Raw genomic sequence first — 22,928 nt, forward strand, 5'->3', positions numbered from 1 at the left:
CTTCATGCGACCCACGCAGAACATGAAGAAGGTCTTGAGGCCCCCCGAGGGCAGCGACAAGCGCCCCCAACTGCCCGCGCCCAATGCCCCCGGCGCTCAAGTGACCGCGCGGCGCAAACAGCTGGAGCTGAAGCTCAAGTCGATTCGTGAGCTCACGGGCAGCGCCATGCTGACGCAGACGATGACCGCCGGACGGGAGCTCATCCAGGAGCTCGCGAAGGCCGCGCTGCAGGGCAAGAAGGAGGATCCGCAGTCCCAGCCGGGCTCCACCGTTCCGGCCAATCTCCCGGCGAAACCGCCCACCAAGGCGGAGGCCGCGAAGATCGAGGAGGCGGAGCGCAAGGCGCTGGAGGCCTGGAAGGGCTTCGAGAAGGACTCGCAGGAGCGGCTCGCGCTCCGCATCCGCCGGGGTGAGGCGACGCTGCGGGCCCTGACCGCCTATCAGTCCGCCCGTGCTCGCGGGCTCGGCGGGCCGAAGAACCTGCCGCGGAAGCCGGAGAAGGGCTGACGGCGGGTGGGACAGCCGGCCTCAAAGACTCCGGCGCTTGCGAGTGCGCCGACCACGGCGGCCCCCGCTTCAAGGGCCGCTGAGTCCGCCGGTGTGTCCCACGCGGCCGAGCCGGGTTTCTCGGGTGGCAGTCCTCTCGGCCCCTCGACCCGGTCGCGGATGGAGGGTGCCTTTGGACGCTCGTTCGACGGGGTGCGCGTGCACACCGATGCGCGCGCGTCGGGCTTCGCCGCGGAGCACCAGGCCGAGGCCGTCACCACCGGACAGGACATCGCGTTCGGGACGTCGAAGTACCGCCCCGGCACCGAGGGCGGCGACAGGCTGCTCGCGCATGAACTCACCCACGTCGTGCAGCAGGGCAACTCCGCGCGGGGCGCACCGCAGGCCAAGAGCGAGGTCTCCACTCCGAACGAGCCAGCCGAGATGCAGGCCGACGCGGCCGCCTCACGGGTGGTGTCGGGACAGCCGGCCGGCGTCACGGCGGGAGGATATTCGTGGTCGACGCGCAATCGGCTGATGCGCAAGGCGCTGTCCGGCGCGGGCGCACCGGGCATGAGCGTGCCGGTGCCGGTGCCGGGCAAGGCCGCGGAGACCGCCGGGCCGACGGAGGCGAAAACCGACAACGGCACGGAGGTCACGGGCGGGCCGCCAGGGAAGAAGCGGAAGAAGCCAGAGGAGGCCGGGGCGGAGGCGGAAGCAGGCGAAGCCGCGAGAGCGCAGGAGAAGGCGCCTGGAGAAGAAGGCGCCGGCACGGAAGGGAAGACGGCGGAGGCGCGGCAGGCAGGCGTGGAAGAACCCGCACCCGTTCGGAAGAAGCTGGAAGGGAAGCAGGGCCCCGGAGCGGTCGTGGGTGGTGGCCTCGCCGGAAGGCTCGCGCAGTCGCTGCGAGCGAAGGAGACCCGGGGAGAGGAGAAGCCCGCGCTGTCGCCCGGCGCGAACGAGGCGCTTCGGGAAGCAGCGGAGTCCGGCAAGGCGCCCGGATCCGCCGGGACGAAGAAGGAGGAGGGCAAGGCCGGTGACGCCAAGGCGGCCGGACTCCTGGCTCCTGAAGGAAAGGCTCCCGGTGAAGTGGCCCGGCCGCGTGAGACGAAGCCCGCGGGTGAGGCTGGCCAGGAGAAAGCGCTGGTTGAAGCGAAGGCCGGTGTCGCCGGGAAGGAGCCAGGCGCGCCTGTCGAAGGCAAGGCCGAGGCGAAGGACAAGGGCGCCAAGGGCAAGGATGCAAAGGGCGCGGAGGCAGAGGGCGCGGGGGCGGCTGAGAAGGGCGCCGAGGGTGCAGCAGGGCCAGGGAAGAAGCTGGCAGGGCCCGAGAGTGAAAAGGCCCTCGCGGGAGAGAAGGAAGAGGGCGCGGGGAAGGGCAAGGGCGGTGACGCGAGCGCGAAGGCCGAGGGCCAGGCCAAGGCGCGGCAGGGTGTCCCCGGGGATGTGAAGAAGGCCCTCGACGGCGCGAACGAGAAGGGCCTGGCGGGTGCCTCACCGGCGACAGCGGAACGCGAGCCTGCGGCGGCTGGTGGCGGAGGAGGAGGCGGCGGTGGCGGTGGTGGCGGAGAGGGAGGTTCCGAATCCCCCGAGGCACAGGCCACCGAGGAGAAGGTCGACGCGCAGCAGCCCGAGGAAGAGAAGGTCGCCGAGGCGCAACAAGATCAGGAGGCCTCCGAGGGTGGAGGCGGCGGCGGAGTCGAAGCGGAGGCCGAGGGGGACGGCGGAGCGGAGGCGGTGGAAGGCGCGGGAGGTGCCAGCGCGGAGGCGGTGAGTGGTGGCGGCGAGGGATCCGCCGAGCCAGCCAGCTCCGAGAGCGCCGGACTGGAGTCACCCAGCGGCGATGCCGTGGAGAAGGGGCCCACCGAACAGCAGGTCGAAGCGAAGGAGTCCGCGGCGGCGGCGGAGACGAACAGGGAGGTCGACGAACAGAAGAAGGCCGATGCCGAAGAGGAGCAGGCGCCGGAACCGGCTCCCGAGAGCGCGGGCCCCGAAGAGGGGGGACTCTCGCCAGCGGAGCAGGGCGCGGCGACGGCGTCCGTGAGCGAGGACACGGGCGGCGGTGCAGGAGCGGTTGCCGGTGGCGGTGGCGGTGGTGGCGCCATTCCAGACAAGCCAGCGCCGGCCGTGCCCGATGTATCCGGCAGCGAGCCCAAGGCCGGGCTAGCGTCGCTCAAGGGACAGGCCCCCATGGCCATCCAGGGTGCGCTCGGCGGCGTCTCCCAGGCGGTCTCCACGGCCGTCGGCGACAAGAAGCAGGCGCTCGCCGCGAACCCACCCACGCGCGCGGCCTCCTCCGGCATGCCCGGCAAGAAGGGCACGGCGCGGCTCGGTCTCGACGGTGGAGGCAAGGGCGGCAAGAAGGCCGACAAGGTGACGGAAGGCGCCGCGGTCGAGACGCCTGCCGCCGAGCCCGTGCCGGAAGCGCCGGCCCCCGCCGTCAACGCGGTGACCGCCCCCGCGACGAGTGGCGGTGGCGAAGGGGAGATGTCACAGCAGGACGCGGACCGGATGGGGTCCGCGGTCGACAACATGCCCACCTCGGATCCGGAGGTGAGCACGAGCGCGGGCCCGCCGCCCACGCTGGCGCTCGACGGGAACGCGGATCCGGCGCAGGTCACGGCCCAGCGCGTGAAGATGGATCATGCCGTGGCGGCCGCGCACGACACGGGCAAGGCCGACGCGCAAAAGCCGATGGGGGAGAACGAGATTGCTCCCCAGGAAACCCACGAGACGCTCGCCGCGAACGTGCCGGCCAGCGGAGCGGCCGCGGGCGGGGGCCCCGCGGGTGGAGGTGGCGGCTCCGACGCGGAGGCCGCGTCGATCATCGCCCAGGAGAAGAGCCAGGGAGAGATCGACGCCGCGGTCGAAAAGGGCCAGGGCGACATGGCCCAGGAGGAGGCGAAGGAACAGGAGGCCTCCGCGGCGGAGACCCAGCGCACCGAGGAGCTGGCGGCCCAGGCGGAGTCGGATGCCGCGGCGGAGCAGGAGTCTGAGAAGGCCGCCGCCCAGGGCGAGGTCGCGAAGAAGCGCGGCGAGTGGAACGAGGAGCAGCAGGCCGCCGTCGACAAGAGCACCACCGAGGCCGACACCCAGCAGGAAGAGGCCGCGGCGAAGGTCGAGACCGAGAAGACCCAGGCCGACGAGAGCGCCGGAAAAACCATCTCCGAGGGTGAGGAGAAGGCCCAGAAGGCCAAGGAGGAAGGAGAGGCCAAGGCCGAGCGGGAGAAGGCCAAGGCGAAGGAGGAGTCGAGCGGCTTCTTCGGCTGGCTCGCGTCGAAGGCGAAGGCGTTCTTCAACAAGATCAAGGAGGCCGTGAAGAGCGTCATGAGGGCGCTCCGCGCGGCGGTCAAGGCGGCCATCGAGGCGGCGAAGAAGGCCGCGGTCGCGCTGATCGAAAAGGCGCGGCAGGCGGTGGTCGCGGCCATCCGTTTCGCGGGGGACGCGCTGATCGCGATCAGCGACGTGGCGCTCGCCGCGTTCCCGGAGCTCAAGGCGAAGTTCCAGGGCGCCGTCCGCCAGACCGTCCAGGACGCCGAGGACACGGTCAACAAGATCGCCGACGGGCTGAAGAAGGGCGTCACGAAGCTGCTCGACGCGCTCGGCGAGTTCCTCGACAAGGCGCTGGGGCTCCTCGAGAAGGGGCTGCTCGCCGCCGTGGATGCGGTCGCCGCCGTGGTGGACTCGGCGATCAAGGCGGCGGAGGCCGTCGCCAAGGCGCTGGGGACGTTCCTCGCGCTCATCAAGGACATCGCGGCGGGCCCGGGTCAGTGGATTTCGAACCTGGGCGCCGCGGTCGTCGACGGCATCAAGAACCACCTGGTGAAGGCCATGAAGTCGGCCATCAGCGAGTGGTTCAAGAGCAAGGTCGAGGAGGTGCTGGGCATCCCCATCGACCTCATGAAGGCGCTCTTCACGGGCGGCTTCAACCTGGAGGCCATCGGGAAGATGGCCTGGGAGGCGCTCAAGACCGCCGTCCCGGGCATCCTCATCCAGCTGCTGATCGAGAAGCTGGTGGCGATGATCGTGCCCGCCGCGGGCGCGGTGATGGCCATCATCGAAGGCATCCAGGCGGCGTGGGGCGCGGTCAGCCGGATCATCGCGGCCATCGACTCCTTCATCACGTTCCTGAAGGCGGTGAAGGGCGGAGGCGCCGGCCCTCAGTTCGCGACCGCGGTGGCGGCGGGTGCCGTGGCGGTGATCGACTTCGTCGCCAACTGGCTGCTCAAGCGCCTCATGAAGCCGGCGAAGAAGGTGTCCGGCAAGCTGGCTGCGATTGCAAAGAAGATCCTGGCCAAGATCAAGAAGGCGCTCAAGAAGGTCGGGAAGAAGCTCAAGAAGGTCTTCAAGAAAGCCGGCCAGAAGCTCAAGAAGCTGAAGGAGAAGCTCTTCGGCAAGAAGAAGAAGGGCAAAGGCAAGGACAAGAAGAAGGACAAGGACAAGAAGAAGAAGGAGCAGATCGAGAAGGCATTGCGCGAGGTTCCTCCCAAGGTCAGGGCGCTCGTCGCCAGACGGCCACGGAAGCTCATGCTCACGATGCAGCTCCTGAAGCTCAAATTCCAATACCGCCTCAAGAAGCTGGCCATCAGTGGCAGCCGTCCCAACTTCACCATCTCGGGTTTCATCAACCCGCCGCTGCCCGACGAAAAGATCTTCGGGGTGGATTCACACAAGTTCCTCAAGGCGGTCCAGCTCGTCGCGCAGAAGTGGGCGAGGAAGCGCAAGGCGGAAGAGCGCAAGCCGGATGAGGATTTGATGTCCATGCCGCAATTCGGAGTCGAGTCCCGCGGCTTTGGAAAGCATGGCGTCCATAACGCCGGCATGGCGGGCACGGAGCCGATCTCCTTCGAGACGAAGGGGAGCCTGACGCTCATTCCTGGCGTGGAGAAGCCGCGCTCGTATGGCGCGATGACGGCTGAGCTCGAGAAGTTGAGCGCGGAGGATCGCGACAAGTTTGGATCCCTGCTCGCACAGCTCGTCAAGAGCAAGCGCGCGGACGCCAACGTGGCGGGGCTGGGTGAGGTCTTCGGGACGATGTTTGTCTCAGAGCGGAAGCGACACTCGAAGAACCTCGTCTACGCGCTCATGGCGGTCCAGACGATGGCCGCGGGAGGCGGGTCACCGGTGGAGGTGCTGAGCCCGAAGCAAGGGGAGGGCGGAGGCGTCTTCCCGCCAGCCTACAAGGGCGCGGTCCAGGGCCAGGGCGGCACGTCCAGGCTCGGGAACGACCCGAGCCAGGAGGGACTCGACAAGTGGTCCAGCAAGGAGAAGGCGAGGCAGGAGAAGCTGCCGCCTCACATGCAGACCGACCCGGAGAAGACGTTCGCCGAGGCGTATCGCCGGGAAGTGGAGCAAATCAAACGGTGGGCCAAGGCGGCGGGGCTGGACGACAAGGTCTTCAACAAGGATATGTCTGCCGAAGAGATCGCCGATATCATCGAGGGTGCTCTCGCGAGCTACTTCTCAAAGGGATGAGGCACGGATGCGCACCATGATCCTCAAAGAGGCTGTCGGGCGGGAACGGATGGGGGAGGTCATGAGCAAGCTGGGCCTCGCGCTCGCCAAGGACGAGACGGTCGAGCAGATGGCCTGGCAGATCTGGATGACCTCCGACCGCCAGAGCGCTGTGCACGCCATCGATGACTTCGTGACGAAGGTCCGCTACCTCTCCATCCGCGGAAAGAAGGAGGGCGCGCTCGCGAAGCAGTTGGCGGAGGGCCTCCCCGTCTGGACCCGCGATGACCTGCTCAAGCACGCGCTCGAACTTCTCCGGAAGGGCTCGGATGAGGACAGGCAGCGAGCCGCCTTCGAGGTGGCGGCGGAGATGGACGAGTACGATGCCGCCTCCGCGGGCGTCCTGACCGCGTTCATCAAGATGGACGAGCCGGGCATCCGTCTGGCCGGAGCCCGTGCCTTGCGCACCCGGCCGTGGACGACCTTTCGCAGCACCGCGGAGCAGCTCTCCGCGGACCCGGAGCCGGAAGTCGCCGCCATCGGGAAGGAGATGCTGGCGCGAATCCAGGAGCTGCATGGGCAGTAAGCCCTGCGTGCCTTCGGGGACGCGGGGCTGCCTGTCAGCCCTGACCGGAGGCCCGCTACAGCAGGCCGTCGAGCCAGGTGAGCTGCGCGTCGATCGTCTCCGCGATGACGAGCGGCTGATCCGACGTGCTCGGATCGGTGTAGGGGTTGCCAATCTCCTTGTGCTGCCACTTCACCCAGGTCTGCTTGTACCAGCCCCAGTCCAGGTGGGTGCCCGTCGAGGGCGGCGTGGTGCCCGCGTACGCGGAGAAGGCGCGGATGCCGGTGGCCGGTGCAACCTCCTGGCCCCCCACCACCTGATACAGGTGCAGCCGCTCATGGCGCGGGAACTGGGCGGACAGGTTGGTGGCCCAGGCGCCGTAGAACGTGCCCCAGGGGCGCACGGGGTTGTTGATCTTGGTGTCGAACGTGCCCAGCTCGCCCTGGCTGTTCCTGCACACGCCATCGAACGACGACACGTAGATCTCAATGCCATCCAGCCCCGTGTTGGCGCGGAGCGCCTGGGCGATGCGCATCACCAGACACCCGCCGCGTGAGCTCCCTGCCAGGTAGATGGACCGCGTCTCGGGCCGGACCTGGGCCTCGAGCCAGTGGACGAACCCGTTGACGATCCGCTGCTTCGTGTCGCTGTCGAACAGGTGGTCGAAGTTGCTGTCGTTGGCCACGGACAGGTGCGTCTTCCCCGGGGGAAACCAGCCCAGGGCATTCAGCTTCATGGCCAGGGAGCGGCCATCCAGGAGCACATTGGGGCAGGAGACGCCGTCACAGGACGCGTCCCAGTTGGAGGACTGGCCCGTCACTCCGCTGGAGTGGCCGCTGCTCGAGATCTTCTGCCCGGCGGTCATGAAGACGATGGCCTCGCGCACGCTCGGGGCTTCCACCTGGGCGATGCGGATGGCGTGGAGCGTGCTGTCGGAGGCGCCGGCCGCGCGGAACTGCTCGAAGCCCGGCGCCGCCTGGTAGACGCCAGAGGCATTCATGGAGACGACGCGCCGCGATACCACCGTCCGGCTGCTCCCGTTGGGATAGGACAGCGCCTGGGATTGTGAGTCCAGGGGCGCCTCGGGCTCCATCTGCAAGGCTTCAGATTCTGGCGGAGCACATCCGGCGAGTGCGCCACCCAGTACCAGGGCGAGGCCCGCCCAGAGAGAGAAGCGACGAGGGAAACCAGCGGTGTGGACCATGGAGTGCTCCTGGACTCTGGAGTGGGCTGCGCGGAGCGCGGCCGGGAGCCCTCAGACTAGGCCTGCCGCGAGCGCGGTTCCCAGGGTAAGCCGCGTCACGCCCCCCAGGGAGACCTTGTCTCCTGTTCGGCGGCGCTCCAGTTCGGCGAGGAGCTCCGCCTCCCATGCCCGCTGCCGCGGCTCCGGCAGCTCGCCCACGAGCTTCACCACGGGCCCGCCCAGTTGCTGGATCCAGGTCACAAGGTCGCGCGCATCGCTGGACTCCACGACGGGGACCTCCAGCTCCTCGGAGGCCTCCACCGAGAAGCCGTTTCGCACGAGGGCTGCCTCCAGAACGGCCGGGTCCGCGTGGCGGAACACCCCGGGCTCATCGGCGCTCGGAAGGGGCGGGACCTCGCGATAGCGCTCGAGGATCCGGCGGGCGAGCGAAGCCCAGGGAACTCGCGCCGGTTCGGCCCATGAGGCGATGACGAGCGCTCCCCCGGGCTTCAGCGCGCGGTGGATGGACGCGAGGGCCCGCTCGGGCGCGCGCATGTACATCAAACCCCAGCGCAGGGTGGCCACGTCGAACGTCCCCGCTCCGGCCTGAAGCGTTTCGGCGTCAGCCACCTGGAACGCGATGTTCTCCAGGCCCTCGCGCCGCGCCCGCGCCCGGGCGAGCTCAAGCACGCCGTCCACCAGGTCGATCCCGAGCACCCGGCCCTGTGGGCCCACGCGGTGGGCCGCTGGCACGGCGGGCTCGCCTCGGCCACTCGCGACATCCAGGACGTGCATTCGCCGCGAGACACCGGCCAGGTCGAGCATGCGTTCGGTCAGGGGGCGTGAGAGCCGCGCCTCCATCTCGTCGTGGCAACGCCAGAACTCGACCATCCGGGCCCGGGATGCGTCCAACTGCTCACGTGAGGTGTCGCTCATGTCCGGGCGCCTCGAATCGCGGGGGGTCCGCCGGGAAGTCTCTCACGACCGCGGTTTGCGAACAGATGCTCGCGGCAGCGCTACTTCCGGGGCCGCTTGAGCAGGCCCTCAATGCCCTTGCGCGCCTGGTTCACCGGGTTGTCGCCCACCTTGGGCAACAGTTCCTTCGCGATGTTCAGCGGGCTCCCCGGCTTCACCTCTGGCGCACCCAGCGTGCCCGTGATCGTCAGGGGAATGGTCACCGGGGCGCCGCTGGGAAGCGCGCCGTGGGCGATGGCGGAGAGGAACGGCTGGGAAGCATTGAGCGTGCCCTCGAGCTCCAGGCGCTCATCCAGGCCCACCCTGCCACTCAACGTCCCGCCGCCAATGCTCGACTGGAATGCCAGGGGCTTCGTGAAGGCGACCCAACCGTCCTGGACCCGGAACTGCAAGCTCAGGTCCTTCAGCTCGGTGCCCTGTGCTGTCTTCCCGGCCGTTCCCGCCGTGCCCTTCTGGCCTGGCGCCGTCAGGACCGGCGTCACCGTCTCCCCGAGGTTCGCCGTCATGAGGGCACCGTCCTGAAGCTGCACGTTCCCGAAGCCGGTGAGGGTGTTTCGCGCCTGGTCCCAGTCCGCCCCCGTGCCGGTGAGCTGAAGGTTGCCGCTGGCCCTGCCTTGCAGTGACGGGTGTCCCGACAGGGATTGGAAGGCCTGCGCGGTGTCCATTCCGGTGAGCACCGCCTTCAGGGACCACTCCGGCTGTTTCTTCGTGAGGTCCACCTGGGACCCACGGATGTCCGCGCGCCCGCCATAGACGGTCGCGCTCCCGCGCTGCACGCGCAGCAAGCCATCATCCAGCTTCGCCTGCGTGTCCACGTCCGTCGCCACGAGCGCGCCATGATGCACCTTCGCGAGCTTGAGCGTGCCGCCCACGTCGACCTTCCCCAGTTCCTCGCGCATCGAAGCAGGCAGCGCGGTGGATGTGGCTTCTTTCTGAGGGTGCTCTGGCAGAGCCCCCAATAGCTGCCTCAAGTCCAGCTCCTGCCCCTGCAACGCGAACCGCACGCGCGTGGGCGCCATCGAAACCGAGACCGTCCCGGCGAGATCGATGCCTGGCCCCTTGAGCGCGAGCTTCGTGAAGTCGACCTTCGCCGCCTTCACATGGGCCGGGTCGATGCGTGAGGTGAAGGCAAACGAACCGCTCGCCGGTTCACCGCGAAGCTTCAGCGCCGTCGCCGTGCCCTGGCCCGCGAGCGCGTACGCGCCCTGGTCTGTCTTCACGTCCGCGCTGACGTCCACCTGGCCTCCCGTGAGGTAACCCGCTGCCTTTGGAGGCAGGAAGTTCCGGAACGCATGCACGGAGAGGTCCTTGCCGCGCAGGTGCATCGTCACCTGGGGCCACGGCTGGCCGGGCTGGGGCCTGCCGGCGGGGAGGGGGGCGACCTTGAAGTCCACCGCCACGTTCTGTGCAGGTGCGGCGACCGCTGCCTTCAAGGAGCCCTTGAGCGTCAGGCCGGGCCCAAGGCCCTTCAAATCCATATCGATGTCCCGCAGCGCCACCGTGGCGGTGCCACGGGCCGCCTGGGCGTCGGTCACGTTCACGACTCCGTTTCGAATCTGGAGGTCCTCGATGAGCGTCTCTCGCTCGGCCTCCGGCTGGGAGCTCCCGGCCCCCGGCTGTTGGCTCCCGAGCGACTCGTAGTTCCACGTCCCGTCCTCGCGCCTCACCAGGTTCAGGTGGGTGTCATCGAGCTTCAGTGCCCCCACTCGCACGTCCTTGCCCAGACTCCGGATCAGTGGCCAGAGCTGGACGGTGGCGGTCGCACGACGGGCTTCGAGGAATGGCGGGTCATTGCCTTCGCCCTCGACCCGCAGATTCGTGACCGTGGCCCCGGGCCTCGGCAACCCGTGGGCCTCGATCTTTTCGACGCTCACGGGGCGGCCAAGGGACCGGGTGGCGATGCTCTCGAGCTGCCCACGGAGCTGCCCGACGATCCACGACGGCTTCAGCGCCAGGACGCCGACACCCAGCACCAGCACGGCGGCCAGGGCTCCGAGCACCATCAACAAGACGCGGCGGGCGGGGTGGGCAGTCCTCTTCATGCCCTGGAAAGATGGGAACGCTCCGCCGCTGTGGCCCCTCACGAAGCCATGCTTCCAGGTCAGCACTGCCCAGGATGCAGGGAGGGGCTGCTCAGGGCCTGCCCAGCAGCTCCAGCGCGGAGGTGGTCAGCAGGGTGACGCCAGTGCGCAGCGCGCGCTCGCGGTCCGGCGCGTAGAGGGGCGAGTGCGGGGAGGGCAGCGCCTCCTCCGTGCCCTTGGCCTCGGCGAAGCGCTTGGGCTCGGTGATGCCCAGCCACAGCATCACCGCGGGCACGCCCGCGCTGCCGTACTCGGAGAAGTCCTCTCCGCCCATGACGGACGGCGTCTCGCTGAGGTTCTTCTCGCCCAGCACCTTGCCCACCGCGTCCACCAGCCGCTTCGTGAGCGCAGGGTCATTGAAGGTGGCGGGCGTGCCTTCGGTGACCTTGACGTCGGGCGGGCGGGACGCTCCGGAGACCATCGCCTCCGCTTTGGCGATGCGCTCGATGCCGGCCAGCAGCGCCTTGCGCACCTCCGGTTTGTACGTGCGCACCGTGAGCTGCAGGCGCACCTCGTCCGGGATGATGTTGCTCTTGGTTCCGCCGTGGATGGAGCCCACCGTGAGCACCGCCGGCTCCAGCGGGCTCTTCTCCCGGCTGACGAGCGTCTGCAGCGAGAGGATGGTGCGCGCCGCCATCACCACCGGATCCACGGTGGTGTGCGGGTATGCACCGTGCCCGCCCTTGCCGTAGAGGGTGACGTCCACCGAGTCCACGCTCGCCAGCGCATAGCCGGGGGTGAACCGCACCGTCCCCGCCGCGGCGTTGGCCACGGTGTGCATGGCCACGGCGAAGTCCGGCTTGGGGAAGCGCTTGAACAGGCCGTCCGCCAGCATCTGCCGGGCCCCCGCGCCAATCTCCTCGGCCGGCTGCCCCACCAGCATCAGCGTGCCACGCCACCGGTCCTTCGTTTGCGCCAGCAGCGTGGCCGTGCCAAGCCAGGACGTCATGTGCACGTCGTGCCCGCACGCGTGCATCACCGAGACCTCCGTCCCGGCTGCATCCTTCGCCTTCGTCTTGCTGGCGTAGGGCAGCCCCGTCTTCTCCTCCACCGGCAGCCCGTCCAGGTCCGTGCGCAGCATCACCGTGGGGCCCTTGCCGTTGCGCAACAGGGCCACCACGCCGTGCCCGCCCACCTTCGGGGTCACCTCGAAGCCGAGCTTGCGCAGGCGCTCGGCCAGCTTCGCCGCCGTCTTCTCCTCCTGGAGTGACAGCTCGGGCGTCTGGTGCAGGTCGCGGTAGAGCGCGTCCAGTTCGGGGTACAGCGCGTCCAGGCCCGCGAGGACCGTGGGAGGGGGCGCCGCCGCGAGCACGGGGCCGCCGGGCGCCGCCAGACAGGCGAAGAGCAGGGGAAGCAGGGAGAGCGTTTTCACCAGGGAGTCTCCTGTCCGTCAGGGAGCGTCCCACTACAGCACGTCCTGAGCGGAGCTTCGCGCCGGAAGCCCCTCACGCGAAGGCGGCGCTGCGCAGGACCATCACGTCGGCGAAGGCGTGGCGCTGCGGCGCGAGATACAGCGCCCCCTGCGTCACCTGTTCGAGGAAGTGCTCGCCGTAGTCGTGGCGGGGGCCCGACGCGTACACGGTGATGTCCCGGGCCCGCGCGACGTCCCCGAGCATCCGGGCCACCGCGTGCGCCACCTCTCCCCAGAAGGGGAAGTACAGATAGAACGCGGTGCCGTCCGACAGGTCCACGTCGCGGACATCCGCGTGGATGAACTCCAGGTTCGGCAGCGCGAAACGTTCGCTGTTGCGGCGCGCGGACTCGACGTACGTCTGCCCATACTCCACGCCCTTGACCCGGGCCGAGGAGCTCGCGGCGACGGTGATGGCGAACTTCCCGTTGCCACAGCCGAGATCGTAGACCGTGTCGCGCAGCCCCGGACTCGTGGTGGAGAGGAAGTCGGAGATGCGCTGGGCCCGCGAGGCCATGTTCACCTGACCGAACGGGGGGCGGTCCTGGCCGGTGGTGATGCGTGAAATGCGTAGCAGGCCCTCGAGCCAGTCATCCGCCGCCGTGCTCGCGCGGCCCGTGGCCTCGGTGAAGCCGAGCCCCTCCCACTGCTCCCGGAAGCGTGCCGGTGAGAGGTCCCCCGCTCGAAGCTGCTGGGCGACGTCAGCTCCCGACGCATCCAGCGCCGCGGTCACCAGGAGTGAACGCGCCTGCAGCGCGGCCCAGAGCTCCTGGAGCTCCGGACGGGCCCGCACATCCAGGAGGAGCAACTCCGGTTCGACGTTCTCCTGCACGAAGGCGAACCGCTCGAAGAGCTCCCACTGCGCGCCCATGCCCAACGTCCGCAAATCCGTTGGGGCCAGGAGGGTCTCGGCGCGCTCGACCCACCAGGGAGCAGCGGGGGGAACGGGGGGAGAGGGCGCCATGGGTCAGGAAGGTATCAAATCGCCAGGTCCCCTGTTGGAGGGCGCATCTTGCTCGCTCTGGCAGCAGCGTGTCATTCCTGAAGCCTCTCTGCCCCTCATGGTCCAAGGGGCGTTCTTGGACTCACCATGCACTCCTTGCTGCCGTCCCGGGCCCTGTCCCTGGGGCTCTTGCTGACCCTGCCCGCGACCCTGGCCTTCGCGGCGGAGCCGCCGTCGCAAGGCGTGGTCCTCGCCGCGGAGCCGCGCACCTTCGCGGAGGCGAATGCACTTCCTCCCAAGCTCAGCGAGTCCGCGCCCTGCGACCTGGGCCTGGGCCGCACGCCCGACATCACCGTCTCTCAGTCGGTGACCGTGGATCCGCCTGTTCCCTCCGGTTGCCTTCCCGCCGTGGCAACGGTCACCCAGGAGCTGGCCCTGCCGGATGGCTCGCGAGTCCAGCGCGTCTTCCGCATCGTGGATGACGCTCCTGGCACCCAGCTGCCGCCGCCTCCGCCGCGCCCTCGCGTCCGCGTCCGCTGCCAGTCGCGGCGGCTGGAGCTGTCCGTGGAAGGCGTCCCCGAGGCTCCCGTGCTGATGCTGGAGCCCATCGCCGCCACCGGTGACTCCTCCGTGCGGCTGCGGGTATCCCGGGACAACGAAGCCCGCTTCCTGCCCCTGCTGATCCGGGACGACGCCGGGGCCCGCAAGGCGCTGGAGGAGCTGGCCTTCCTGGTCAGCCACGGCGTGCCCTCCCGCTTCTCCAAACGCGACGCGAACGTGCCGGAGGCGGACAGCGTCGCGGCGCTGGCAGCCGCATTCGAGCGCGCCCGGAAGCGCTCCGCGTTCGCCGCGGGTGACGATGTGGAGCCGTACGTCCTTCGCGATGCCCTGGCTCCGGACTGGGAACAGGAGGGAGACAGACCGCCGTTGAAGGTGGGCGCTCCCGAGGATATCGGCGAGGTCCGGCCGCCTGATCCGTACTCGGACTCGGATTGGAACGCGGACCTGTTCTGGCGTCAGGGACGGTTGTGCGTGGTGCAGCAGGACACGGGGAAGCGGATGCGCTGCTACGACCCCGTGGCGCGGCGCTGGGGCAAGGCCGTCCCCGTGAACCGGGGTGACCTGTCCGACTGGAACCCTCGCATGGGGTCCTGCGGCATTCCCCTGGGGACCCGAACCGTCCGGCCTCCCGAGGGCTACCGGCTCGGACTGCGCCTGTCGCCCCGAGCCGTTCTGCTCTGGGGCGTGCACACCCACGAAGCCCTCCTCCTGGAGGTTCCCGAAGGCGACGGTCCTCCGCGCCTGCGCCCGCCGGAAGCGGAGGCGCTGAAGAAGGCGATGCTCGCGTCCCCTGGCTCCCGGCTGCTCGGCGAAGGCCGGTTCATGTTGAACGAGGGCCGCAAGGCGTTCTGCTCCGTGCGCAGGCCCCTGGGGTGCTGGTCCCTTCGGGAGGAGGAGGGTGGCAATGAGCTGTCGCAGGGCCGCGTTTCCCCGGACGGCCGGTGGCTCGCCTATCTGCGCGGTCCCTCCCCGAGTCGCATCGACGAGGCGGAATCCACCCTGACGCTGGTCGTGCGCTCCCTGGAGCTCGGGCCATACGTCGCGCCTCGCGAGCCTGTTTCGATGGCACCGCCGCTGGTGCGGACGGACGTCGTGATGGAGAAGCTGACCTGGCTGGAGTCCGGCGCGCCGGGCCCGAACGGCGCCCTCCGCTCCGATGCGCGGATCGCCTGTGATCTGGGCCAGGATCCACGCATCCCCTTCGAACTGGAGACGACGCGCGCGGTCTCGTCCAACAACCCCGCGAGCGCGTCCGCGGACAGCTGCTCCAACGACAAGGTGCGCCTGTATCAAGAGCTGCGCGTGCCCGGAGGCCTGAAGTTCTCCCGCAGTGCCTTCGTCCGCGCCGGGGACAGGCGGTCGCCGGTGGCCGAGGTGAAGGTGCGCTGCCAGCCGGGCCGCCTGTCGCTCTGGGTGGAGGGCGTGCCCGACTTCCCGGCGTTGACGCTGGCCGCGAACCCTGGCGCGTTCGGCGCGGTGCGCTGGGAGCTGGCGCCGGAGACCGAAGGCCGGCTCCAGGCGCTGCTCGCCCGCGACGACGCGCCCGCCCGCGAGGCCCTGGACGCCTTCGCGAAGCTGGTGAAGCAGAACGAGGACGGACGCATCTCCCGCATGGGCTGTCTCTCCACGGCGTTGGAGGCCATCCCCGCCCGGCTGGCGCTCGCGGACGGGTTCCACCCGGAGCTGCATGTCGTGATGAAGACCGACGGCGCCTGCGCCGAGCGCTACGGCCTGCGTGCCCTCCAGCAGCGGCTCCAGGCCGCCACGCCTCCGCCTCCGCTGCGTGTCGGAGCGGTGAAGGACAAGCCGGGCGTCATCGGCCAGGTGCGGTCATTTCCCAACATGCCTCCAGAACGTTGGCCCCAGCTGTACTGGAGGGACGCCACCCTGTGCAGGGTCCAGGAGGAAGGGAGCGGACAGGTGCGCTGCTACGACCCGGTGGCGCGCAAGTGGGGGCCTACCGTCGCCATGAAGGACCGCCCGGTTCCGCGGGAGGACCTGTTCGTGAGCTCCTGGAACGGGTGCTACCCGCTGGGGGGCCGCACCGTTCCCCTCGCGGATGAAATGCACGAGGTCATGCCCCTGTCTCCGCGGGCCTCGCTGTTCACGGACACCTCGCGCGGCGACCTGGCTCCGGAGTTCAAGGTCCTCGAAGTTCCCGAGGACGCGGGCCCCGTGCGCACGCGTGCACCCACCGTGGAGGAGCTGGCGCTCGCGGCGCGGAGCGGCGGAGGCTCCATCTCCCTGGGCAATGGCGGACTCCTGCTGCATGACCCGAGGAGCGGCTCGCTGCGGCTGTGCACGGCGGTGCGTCCGCTGATGTGCTGGAAGCTGGACCTGGAGACCGGGAACCTCATCGCGCGCGCCACGGTATCTCCCGATGGGCGCTGGCTCTCCTACGTGTGGTTCCCCAAGGGGCAGTCAAACCCCGGGGAGCTCGTCGTGCTGCCGCTGCTCCCGGGCGGCGCCGCGTCCCCGGCTCCGAAGCCCTGAGACGGGTTGAGCCAGAAAAGACCGAGGCCGGAAGCCGCTGGGGCTCAGCGGCTTCCGGCCTCGGTCCTTCAGTGTCCCCGACGGGATTCGAACCCGTGGAGGAGGGGTGCCTAAACCCGCGACGGTACACGCCTTTCGAGCAATCGCGAGTGAATCCGGGCTCTTCGAGTCCACGGGCCAGTCCTCGCCAGTCCCACCTGTCCGCTGGAGTCCCCTCCAGTCTTGGAGACATTTTGGAGACGGAAGCAGGGGCGATGCGCTGTCCATGTCGCTGCCCCGGCTCGCTGTCGCCTGAATCCGACGAGCCCCTCTGCCTGCTGACCGTCCGAGAAGTTGCGGAAAGGTGGGGGACACCACGCATGGGTCTGGGAACTGAGAGCGGCGGTTTCCTAACCCTTGAAGGGCCCCTCGGCACTCGGGTGATGGCATCTAAACTCCCGAGATTACTGGTCGCAGGAGTTCATCCGCGTTCGCCCGGAGCCGCTCGATTACGTACCAATTACGTACCGGCCGTCTCGCCGTTAGGGTGATGGCTCCGCCATGAGGGGAGCGCAGCATGGGCCGTGTGTCCCCAAGGGGCTGCGTGGCTTCTCCACCCGCCTAAGTAGGTCGCCAGAAGTTCTCTAACAAATCGCGCAGCCAGAAGCCCTCGGCGAGGCAGCCTGCCTTGCGGAGGGCATCCTGGGGCGAGAGCCCCAGCACCCACTGGATGGCGGCGTCGACGTGCTGCTCCGAGGAGCCGCTGTCGCGTACACGTACCGCGGTCGCTTCCACGCCAGGCCTGCCTCATGCAACCGACGGCGCAGCGTGCGAGGTGACACCTCGAGACCTTCGCGCTTGAGGTGGGGGCATAGCAGCGGCACCGTCCAGCCATGGCTCGCCCAGCCCGCCTTCTCTGGGCTGGCGCGGACCACCCTGCGCAGACGCTTGGAGGTCAGACGCGGGGCTGCTTCAGGCCGACCTGTGCGCGGGGCATCCACCAGCGCTGACGGGGTGCGCTCTCTGAGGTAGCGCCCCAGCCAGAAGTAGACGGCTGGCCGACTCAAGGCCGCCAGGCGCCCAGCCTCGCCCGGACCTTTGCCCTCGGCGATGAGCTTGATGGCCAGAAGGCGACGGAAGTGGCGGGCATCGCGTGCCTGCCGCATCGCCCGCTCCAGCTTCCGCCTGTCGTATGTTGTCAGCCCCAACTCCGCAGGGCTCCTTGCCGGTCGCATGCCCCAGAAGCTGTGCATGCCGCCGGAATTTGTCTCGGAACTTCTGGCGGCCTACTTAGGCTGCGAAGGTGGATGCGCTGAGGAAGGAGCGCACCCCCGTTTGGACTGGGCCGGGCTGCTGAAAAGGACGTTCGCCCTGGATGTGTTCGCGTGCTTGAGGTGTGGAGGCAGGCTTGAGGGTGTTGGCGTACGTGAAGGGAGAAGGAGGGGTGAGAGCGATTGTGGAGCACCTGGGGTTGCCCACGGTGAGTGCGCACCTGGCCCCTGCGCGAGGGCCGCCCCAGAGCGCGGGGTGTTGAAGCTCAACGTTCCGAGAGGGCATGTCAGACCGGTGATGTGCAATCTCCTCGGCGGGGGCGAGTGGCTCTGGGGAAGGCGGACCCCTCTGACCCGCAGCGCCACGACATGAAGCCCTGGAGGCTTGGGACTTGGAAACCCCTGGACGCAGATTCGGAAGCGCCGTGGTCATCGGCGGCAGCATGGCGGGGCTCCTGAGCGCGCGGGTGCTCGCGGACCACTTCGACAAGGTGACGCTGGTGGAGCGGGATGTCCGGATGGAGGGGCCCGCCGCGCGCAAAGGTGTTCCGCAAGGGCCGCACATCCACGTGCTGTTGGACACGGGCCGGCGCATCCTCGACAAGTACTTTCCGGACCTGTTCGAGCAACTCCAGGTCCAGGGCGCCGAGTTCATCGACTCGAGTGGAGACCTCGCCTGGCACCACTTCGGGGTGTGGAAGCTGCGCCGCACCAGCGGCATCCCCGGGCTGCTGTGCACCCGGCCCCTGCTCGAGTGGAACGTCCTGCGCCGGATAAAGGCGCGGCCCAACGTCGCGGTGCGCGAGGGCTGCTCCATCGAAGGGCTCATCTGCGACGAGAAGGGCACGGGGCGCATCACGGGCGTCCGGGTCAAGACACCCCAGGGCGAGGAGTCGTGGGAGGCGGACCTCGTCGTGGATGCCAGTGGCCGGGGCTCACGGATGCCTCAGTGGTTGGAAGCCATCGGCTACGCGCGCCCGGAGGAAGAGCAGGTCATCGTGGACCTTTCCTACACGACGTGCCTGCACGAGCCGCCGCCCCACTTCCAGAAGGAATGGAAGGCGCTCTTCCTCTATCCAAGTCCTCCCAAGGCCTGGCGCGCGGGTTTCATCTCACACGTCGAGGGAGGCCGGTGGCTCGTCACCCTCAATGGCTACTTCGGGGAGCACGCGCCCACCGAGTACGCGGGGTTCCTCGAGTACGCGCGCTCACTGACGCGTCCGGACCTGTACAACTACCTGAAAGAGGCCACGCCGATAGGGCCCATCTCCCAGCACAAGGTGAAGGACTGCCGGTGGCGGCACTACGAGAAGCTGCCCCGCTTTCCCGAGGGGCTGGTCATCCTGGGAGACGCCGCGTGTGCCTTCAACCCCCTCTACGGGCAAGGCATGTCGGTGGCGGGGCTTGGCGCCGAGTTGCTGGACACCTGCCTTCGCGAGCAGGCCGAACGAGGCGAGCTATCGGGCCTGGCGCAGCGCTTCCGCGAGCGGCTGCCTGAAGTCATCCGGCTCCCGTGGCTGTTGGGCACGGGCATGGACCTGCTGTATCCGCAGGCCGTCGGGAAGCGGCCCTTCGGGCTGGGCTTGCTGCACTGGTACATCCTGCGGCTGATGGAGCGCACGTCGACCGACGCACACGTCCATCGCCAGTTCTACCGGATACTGCACCTGCACGCGGGGCTGGAGGCGGTTCTCCAGCCCTCCGTGGCCTTGCCCGTGTTGGGCCATGGCGTCATGTCGCTCCTCCGCCCTCTCGAGCGGCTGGCGAATACCGAGACACGGCCTCCCCCTCTCACGCCCCCGCGTCCAAGCCCTGTCCCGGTCCAGAAGTCCACGGGGTAGCCGCCGCTGCCCGGGCCCTCGATGCGTCAGGAGGTCGCGGGGGCCATGGCGGCGGCGGGGGCGCGCTTGAGCGCTCGGGCCGTGGCCATGGTGGCTAGGTGGCTCCGGCCGCGCTTGAGGCTCTGCACCTCGCGCTGGGCCTGGTGCTCCAGGCGTCGAATGCTGGAAGAGGGGCGGGGCGAGTCTCCAGTTTGGAGACATTCTGGAGAAGCGAAGGAGCCTGAAAACACCGAGGCCGGAAACCGCTGGGTCTCAGCGGCTTCCGGCCTCGGTCCTTCAGTGTCCCCGACGGGATTCGAACCCGTGTTACCGGCTTGAAAGGCCAGCGTCCTGGGCCTCTAGACGACGGGGACGTCGTCACTGCTTGAGTCGCGGGGGGCTCGAACCCCCGACCCTCGGCTTAAAAGGCCGGTGCTCTACCAGCTGAGCTAGCGACTCGCTATTCTTTTTTTGGCACCGGCTGCGGATCCGCCAGCGGCTCCGCGAGGCGCTTCCTACCAGCAGCGCCCGGGGAGTTCCACTGGCGATCGCAGGCGCCGCTTCCTGACACGCTCCGTCCTGGCGCCGGTGAACATCCCGCCCGCCCGCGCCCTCCGCACGTCAGCGTCCGGCGCTATACACAGGGCATGTCCCAGGAAGTTCCCGAGCCCCCCGAGGACGAAGAGGAAGGCGAACAGGCCCCGTTCCGCCGCTACCTCACCCGCACGGGCGCCGAGCGCATGCACCGCGAGCTGCTCCAGCTGCTCAACGAGGCCCGCCCCAAGGTCACCGCCGAGGTGTCCGCCGCCGCCGCCCAGGGCGACCGTTCAGAAAACGCCGAATACATCTACGGCAAGAAGCGCCTGCGGGAGATCGACCGGCGCATCCGCTTCCTCTCGAAGCGCCTGGACACCGCCACCATCGTCGACCCCTCGGAACAGGAGGACCGCTCGAAAGTCTACTTCGGCGCCACCGTGACCCTGGAGGACGAGGGCGGAATCCGCAGCAAGTACCAGATTGTCGGCTCGGACGAGATCGACGCCTCCGGAGGCCGCATCAGCGTCGAGTCACCCATGGGCCGCGCGCTCCTGCGCAAGGCCCCGGGCGACACCGTGGAGGTGCGGCGCCCCCGGGGTGAGATTGAACTCACCCTGGTGGACATCCGCTACGACTAGGACGCCCCCATGCCCCGGACACCTGAGCTCAGCTCCCATGCTCGCCGCACCTATTCGCGCCTGAGCAGCGTGGACCTGGCCGCGTCCGCGGAGGAGGCCCTGTCCCTGGACGACCTGGGCCTGGAGTCCGGCGGCGACCGCGTGGGCCTGGCGTTCGGCACCTACAGCCGCGAGGGCCTGGAGCGCGCCCTCCAGGCCTACGGCTTCGCGCAGCGCCTGGAGGAGCGCGTGGGCCCCTGCGAGCTGCGCCTGTCCTGCCAGGATCCGTTCCAGCCGCGCGTCACCCTCCTGAGCCGCCGCTACCACTCGCCCGTCGTGGACCTGTCCCTGCGCCAGGCCCTGGGCGCGGAGGTCGGCTTCACCCGCTCGGCCGCGGAGGCGCCGCTGCTCTACGTGGACAGCCTCCTGCTGCAGCACCCGGGGCGCCCCTTCGACTGGAGCCGTCCGCCGCTCCCCGGGCAGCTCCACCCCGGCCTGTCCCTGTCGCGCGAGCTGATGGAGCTCTTGCACCTCATGGCCCGCCGCATCGGCGCGGAAGGCGTGGCGCTGACACCCGCGACGTTCTCCGCCGCGTGCGTCTACGAGCCGCGCTTCACCTTCGTGGACGGCGCCGCGGAAGGACAGTTCAGCGCCCTTCGCGGCGCGGGCCGTGGATGGCCCCGCTGGCTGCTGGCGTGGGCGGTGGAACTGGGCTGCATGCGGGATGAGCAGGGACAGCCGGCCCTCTTCACGCCCTCGCCGATGATCAGCCCCCTGTCGCGGCGGGTGGCCCGGCGGCTCGATACGCGCGGCTGGCAGAAGGCGTGGCGCTTCCAGTCGAAGCAGGTGCTGTCGCTGGACGAAGAGGCGCTGCAGGCGCGCTTCCCCTGGGCCCGCATGCCCCCCGGGCCCCCGCCCGAAAGGATGGTGGAGGTGCTCGGGTATGATCCGCTGGCGCCCGCGTCGCCATACCAGGACGCCTGGGAGCCTGTGTCCGCTCCGCCGCGGACGGCCGCGACCTCCTGAGGTCCCCGCTGTAGCGCCCTGTGCCGTCGGCCGTGCTCTTTCGGACGGACCTTCGTGCTTCCAGACGGGAATGCGGCTGGTCCCCCCTCGTTCGGTGCCTATATTGGGAGGCGTCGGTCATCCACGTCGTCGCTCGCCGTCAGCAATCGCACCCGAACCAGGTCAGGTCGCGAAGCCCTCGATGCGAAAGAACTTCATCCTCGACACGAACGTCCTCCTCCATGACCCCCGCAGCATCTACGGGTTCAAGGACAACAACGTCATCATCCCCATCTACGTCATCGAGGAGATCGATCAGTTCAAGCGCGATCTCTCCGAGCTGGGGCGCAATGCGCGACTGGTGGCGCGCTACCTGGACTCCTTCCGCGCTGAAGGCTCCATGAAGGAGGGCGTCCCGCTGCCGCACGGCGGGATGCTCCGCGTGGCCTTCACCGACCGTTCGCTGCCGTCCTCCATGGCGGACAGCAACCTGGTGGACAACCGCATCCTCGCGGTGGCCCTGGACCTGATGGAGACCGAGCCGGAGACCCAGGCCGTCTTCATCACCAAGGACACCAACCTGCGCATCCGCGCCGACGCCCTGGGCCTGTCCGCCCAGGACTTCGACACCGAGCGCGTTGAAATCACCGACCTCTACACGGGCTTCACGGAACTGCTCGTGCCGCGGGACATGGTGGATCAGCTCTACAAGCCCGGCGGCGAGGTGGAGGTGCCGGCCCAGGACCGGCTCTTCCCCAACCAGCTGGTGCTGCTCAAGGACGAGCTCAACCCGTCCCACACCGCCATGGCGCGCTTCAACGGCGCCAAGGCGCGGCTCGTGCCGCTCGCGCGCCAGAGCAAGGAAGGCACCTGGGGCATCCGTCCGCGCAACATGGAGCAGGCCTTCTGCCTGGACCTGCTGCTCAACGACGAGATCAAGCTCGTCACCATCGTGGGCAAGGCGGGCACGGGCAAGACGCTGCTCGCCATCGCCGCGGGCCTGCAGAAGGTGACGGAGGAGGGGCTGTACCACAAGCTGCTGGTCAGCCGTCCCATCTTCCCCCTGGGCCGCGACATCGGCTACCTGCCGGGCAGCGTCGAGGAGAAGCTCAACCCCTGGATGCAGCCCATCTTCGACAACGTCGAGTTCCTCATGAACCTGAGCCGCGCGGACAAGAAGGCCGGGCGCGGCCACCATGAGCTCATCGACCTGGGGCTGATGGAGATCGAACCGCTCACGTACATCCGCGGGCGCAGCATCCCCAACCAGTTCATCATCGTGGACGAGGCGCAGAACCTCACCCCGCACGAGGTGAAGACCATCCTCACCCGCGTGGGCGACAACACGAAGATCATCCTCACCGGCGACCCGTTCCAGATCGACAACCCGTACGTGGACTCCACGAACAACGGGCTCGTGCACGTGGTCAACCGCTTCAAGAACGAGAAGATCGCCGGCCACATCACCATGGCCAAGGGTGAGCGCAGCATGCTGGCCGAGTTGGCGGCCAACCTGCTGTGAGGCGCCCGAAGCCCGTGCCTGCTAGAG

The 22,928-nt window shown here is 69.0% G+C and carries 14 protein-coding genes, 2 tRNA genes and 1 pseudogene; 8 read left to right on the forward strand and 9 right to left on the reverse strand.

Annotated features, from left to right (window positions below):
- Window positions 1-4: 4 nt before the first annotated feature.
- The 3 genes from D7X32_RS14050 to D7X32_RS14060 all read left to right on the forward strand — a co-directional run bounded on the left by D7X32_RS14050 (window position 5) and on the right by D7X32_RS14060 (window position 6,524).
- Complete coding sequence (locus D7X32_RS14050; RefSeq protein WP_120603054.1) at window positions 5-508, forward strand: hypothetical protein; 504 nt, start codon at window positions 5-7, stop codon at window positions 506-508.
- A gap of 93 nt (window positions 509-601) precedes the next feature.
- Window positions 602-5,959 carry an eCIS core domain-containing protein gene (locus tag D7X32_RS47515; RefSeq protein WP_279635580.1) on the forward strand — a complete coding sequence of 1,786 codons (5,358 nt, stop codon included), beginning with the start codon at window positions 602-604 and terminating at the stop codon, window positions 5,957-5,959.
- 61 nt (window positions 5,960-6,020) lie between these two features.
- Window positions 6,021-6,524 (forward strand): hypothetical protein, encoded by a 504-nt coding sequence (locus D7X32_RS14060; RefSeq protein WP_147450146.1) that lies wholly within the window; start codon window positions 6,021-6,023, stop codon window positions 6,522-6,524.
- A 55-nt stretch (window positions 6,525-6,579) separates the two neighbouring features.
- Here the strand turns inward: D7X32_RS14060 and D7X32_RS14065 are convergent, their stop codons facing one another.
- The 5 genes from D7X32_RS14065 to D7X32_RS14085 form a co-directional block, all read right to left on the reverse strand.
- Window positions 6,580-7,596, reverse strand: coding sequence for a hypothetical protein (locus D7X32_RS14065; protein ID WP_244239002.1), 1,017 nt, complete (start codon window positions 7,594-7,596; stop codon window positions 6,580-6,582).
- Between the two features lie 162 nt (window positions 7,597-7,758).
- Complete coding sequence (locus D7X32_RS14070) at window positions 7,759-8,622, reverse strand: class I SAM-dependent methyltransferase (protein WP_120603058.1); 864 nt, start codon at window positions 8,620-8,622, stop codon at window positions 7,759-7,761.
- Between the two features lie 80 nt (window positions 8,623-8,702).
- Window positions 8,703-10,703, reverse strand: coding sequence for an AsmA family protein (locus D7X32_RS14075; RefSeq protein ID WP_120603078.1), 2,001 nt, complete (start codon window positions 10,701-10,703; stop codon window positions 8,703-8,705).
- A 91-nt stretch (window positions 10,704-10,794) separates the two neighbouring features.
- A complete protein-coding gene (locus D7X32_RS14080; protein ID WP_120603059.1) occupies window positions 10,795-12,114 on the reverse strand; it encodes an amidohydrolase in 1,320 nt (439 codons plus the stop codon).
- A 73-nt stretch (window positions 12,115-12,187) separates the two neighbouring features.
- A complete protein-coding gene (locus D7X32_RS14085; protein WP_120603060.1) occupies window positions 12,188-13,024 on the reverse strand; it encodes a methyltransferase domain-containing protein in 837 nt (278 codons plus the stop codon).
- Window positions 13,025-13,243: 219 nt separating this feature from the next.
- On the opposite strand from D7X32_RS14085, the gene D7X32_RS14090 reads away from it, so the two are divergent.
- Complete coding sequence (locus D7X32_RS14090) at window positions 13,244-16,150, forward strand: hypothetical protein (protein ID WP_120603061.1); 2,907 nt, start codon at window positions 13,244-13,246, stop codon at window positions 16,148-16,150.
- Between the two features lie 600 nt (window positions 16,151-16,750).
- On the opposite strand, the gene D7X32_RS46240 is transcribed toward D7X32_RS14090, so the two are convergent.
- Entirely contained in the window at window positions 16,751-16,924 is a 174-nt protein-coding gene (locus D7X32_RS46240) for a hypothetical protein (protein ID WP_208752419.1), read from the reverse strand.
- 23 nt (window positions 16,925-16,947) lie between these two features.
- Window positions 16,948-17,382 (reverse strand): annotated as a pseudogene (locus D7X32_RS14100) (helix-turn-helix domain-containing protein); the annotation flags it as partial.
- Window positions 17,383-17,792: 410 nt separating this feature from the next.
- On the opposite strand from D7X32_RS14100, the gene D7X32_RS14110 reads away from it, so the two are divergent.
- Complete coding sequence (locus D7X32_RS14110) at window positions 17,793-19,241, forward strand: FAD-dependent oxidoreductase (RefSeq protein ID WP_120603062.1); 1,449 nt, start codon at window positions 17,793-17,795, stop codon at window positions 19,239-19,241.
- A gap of 280 nt (window positions 19,242-19,521) precedes the next feature.
- Here the strand turns inward: D7X32_RS14110 and D7X32_RS14120 are convergent.
- A tRNA-Glu gene (locus D7X32_RS14120) sits at window positions 19,522-19,594 on the reverse strand.
- A gap of 12 nt (window positions 19,595-19,606) precedes the next feature.
- A tRNA-Lys gene (locus D7X32_RS14125) sits at window positions 19,607-19,679 on the reverse strand.
- A gap of 188 nt (window positions 19,680-19,867) precedes the next feature.
- On the opposite strand from D7X32_RS14125, the gene greB reads away from it, so the two are divergent.
- From greB to D7X32_RS14140, 3 genes are all read left to right on the forward strand, one after another.
- Window positions 19,868-20,395, forward strand: a complete 528-nt coding sequence (greB, locus tag D7X32_RS14130; RefSeq protein ID WP_120603063.1) for a transcription elongation factor GreB — start codon at window positions 19,868-19,870, stop codon at window positions 20,393-20,395.
- 9 nt (window positions 20,396-20,404) lie between these two features.
- On the forward strand, window positions 20,405-21,400 hold the full coding sequence (locus D7X32_RS14135) for a deacetylase (protein ID WP_120603064.1): 996 nt from the start codon (window positions 20,405-20,407) through the stop codon (window positions 21,398-21,400).
- 181 nt (window positions 21,401-21,581) lie between these two features.
- The gene (locus D7X32_RS14140) at window positions 21,582-22,901 is read left to right on the forward strand and encodes a PhoH family protein (RefSeq protein ID WP_120603065.1); all 1,320 of its coding nucleotides are present in this window, start codon (window positions 21,582-21,584) and stop codon (window positions 22,899-22,901) included.
- The last annotated feature ends 27 nt before the right edge of the window (window positions 22,902-22,928 follow it).

This window comes from Corallococcus carmarthensis (assembly GCF_003611695.1).
GTDB classification, from domain to species: domain Bacteria; phylum Myxococcota; class Myxococcia; order Myxococcales; family Myxococcaceae; genus Corallococcus; species Corallococcus carmarthensis.

Coding starts and splice junctions, on each gene's coding strand:
- D7X32_RS14050 (WP_120603054.1), top strand. CDS start 5: ATGCGACCCACGCAGAACATGAAGAAGGTCTTGAGGCCCCCCGAGGGC.
- D7X32_RS14060 (WP_147450146.1), top strand. CDS start 6,021: ATGAGCAAGCTGGGCCTCGCGCTCGCCAAGGACGAGACGGTCGAGCAG.
- D7X32_RS14065 (WP_244239002.1), bottom strand. CDS start 7,596: ATGGAGCCCGAGGCGCCCCTGGACTCACAATCCCAGGCGCTGTCCTAT.
- D7X32_RS14070 (WP_120603058.1), bottom strand. CDS start 8,622: ATGAGCGACACCTCACGTGAGCAGTTGGACGCATCCCGGGCCCGGATG.
- D7X32_RS14075 (WP_120603078.1), bottom strand. CDS start 10,703: ATGAAGAGGACTGCCCACCCCGCCCGCCGCGTCTTGTTGATGGTGCTC.
- D7X32_RS14085 (WP_120603060.1), bottom strand. CDS start 13,024: ATGGGCGCGCAGTGGGAGCTCTTCGAGCGGTTCGCCTTCGTGCAGGAG.
- D7X32_RS14090 (WP_120603061.1), top strand. CDS start 13,244: ATGCACTCCTTGCTGCCGTCCCGGGCCCTGTCCCTGGGGCTCTTGCTG.
- greB (WP_120603063.1), top strand. CDS start 19,868: ATGTCCCAGGAAGTTCCCGAGCCCCCCGAGGACGAAGAGGAAGGCGAA.
- D7X32_RS14135 (WP_120603064.1), top strand. CDS start 20,405: ATGCCCCGGACACCTGAGCTCAGCTCCCATGCTCGCCGCACCTATTCG.
- D7X32_RS14140 (WP_120603065.1), top strand. CDS start 21,582: ATGCGAAAGAACTTCATCCTCGACACGAACGTCCTCCTCCATGACCCC.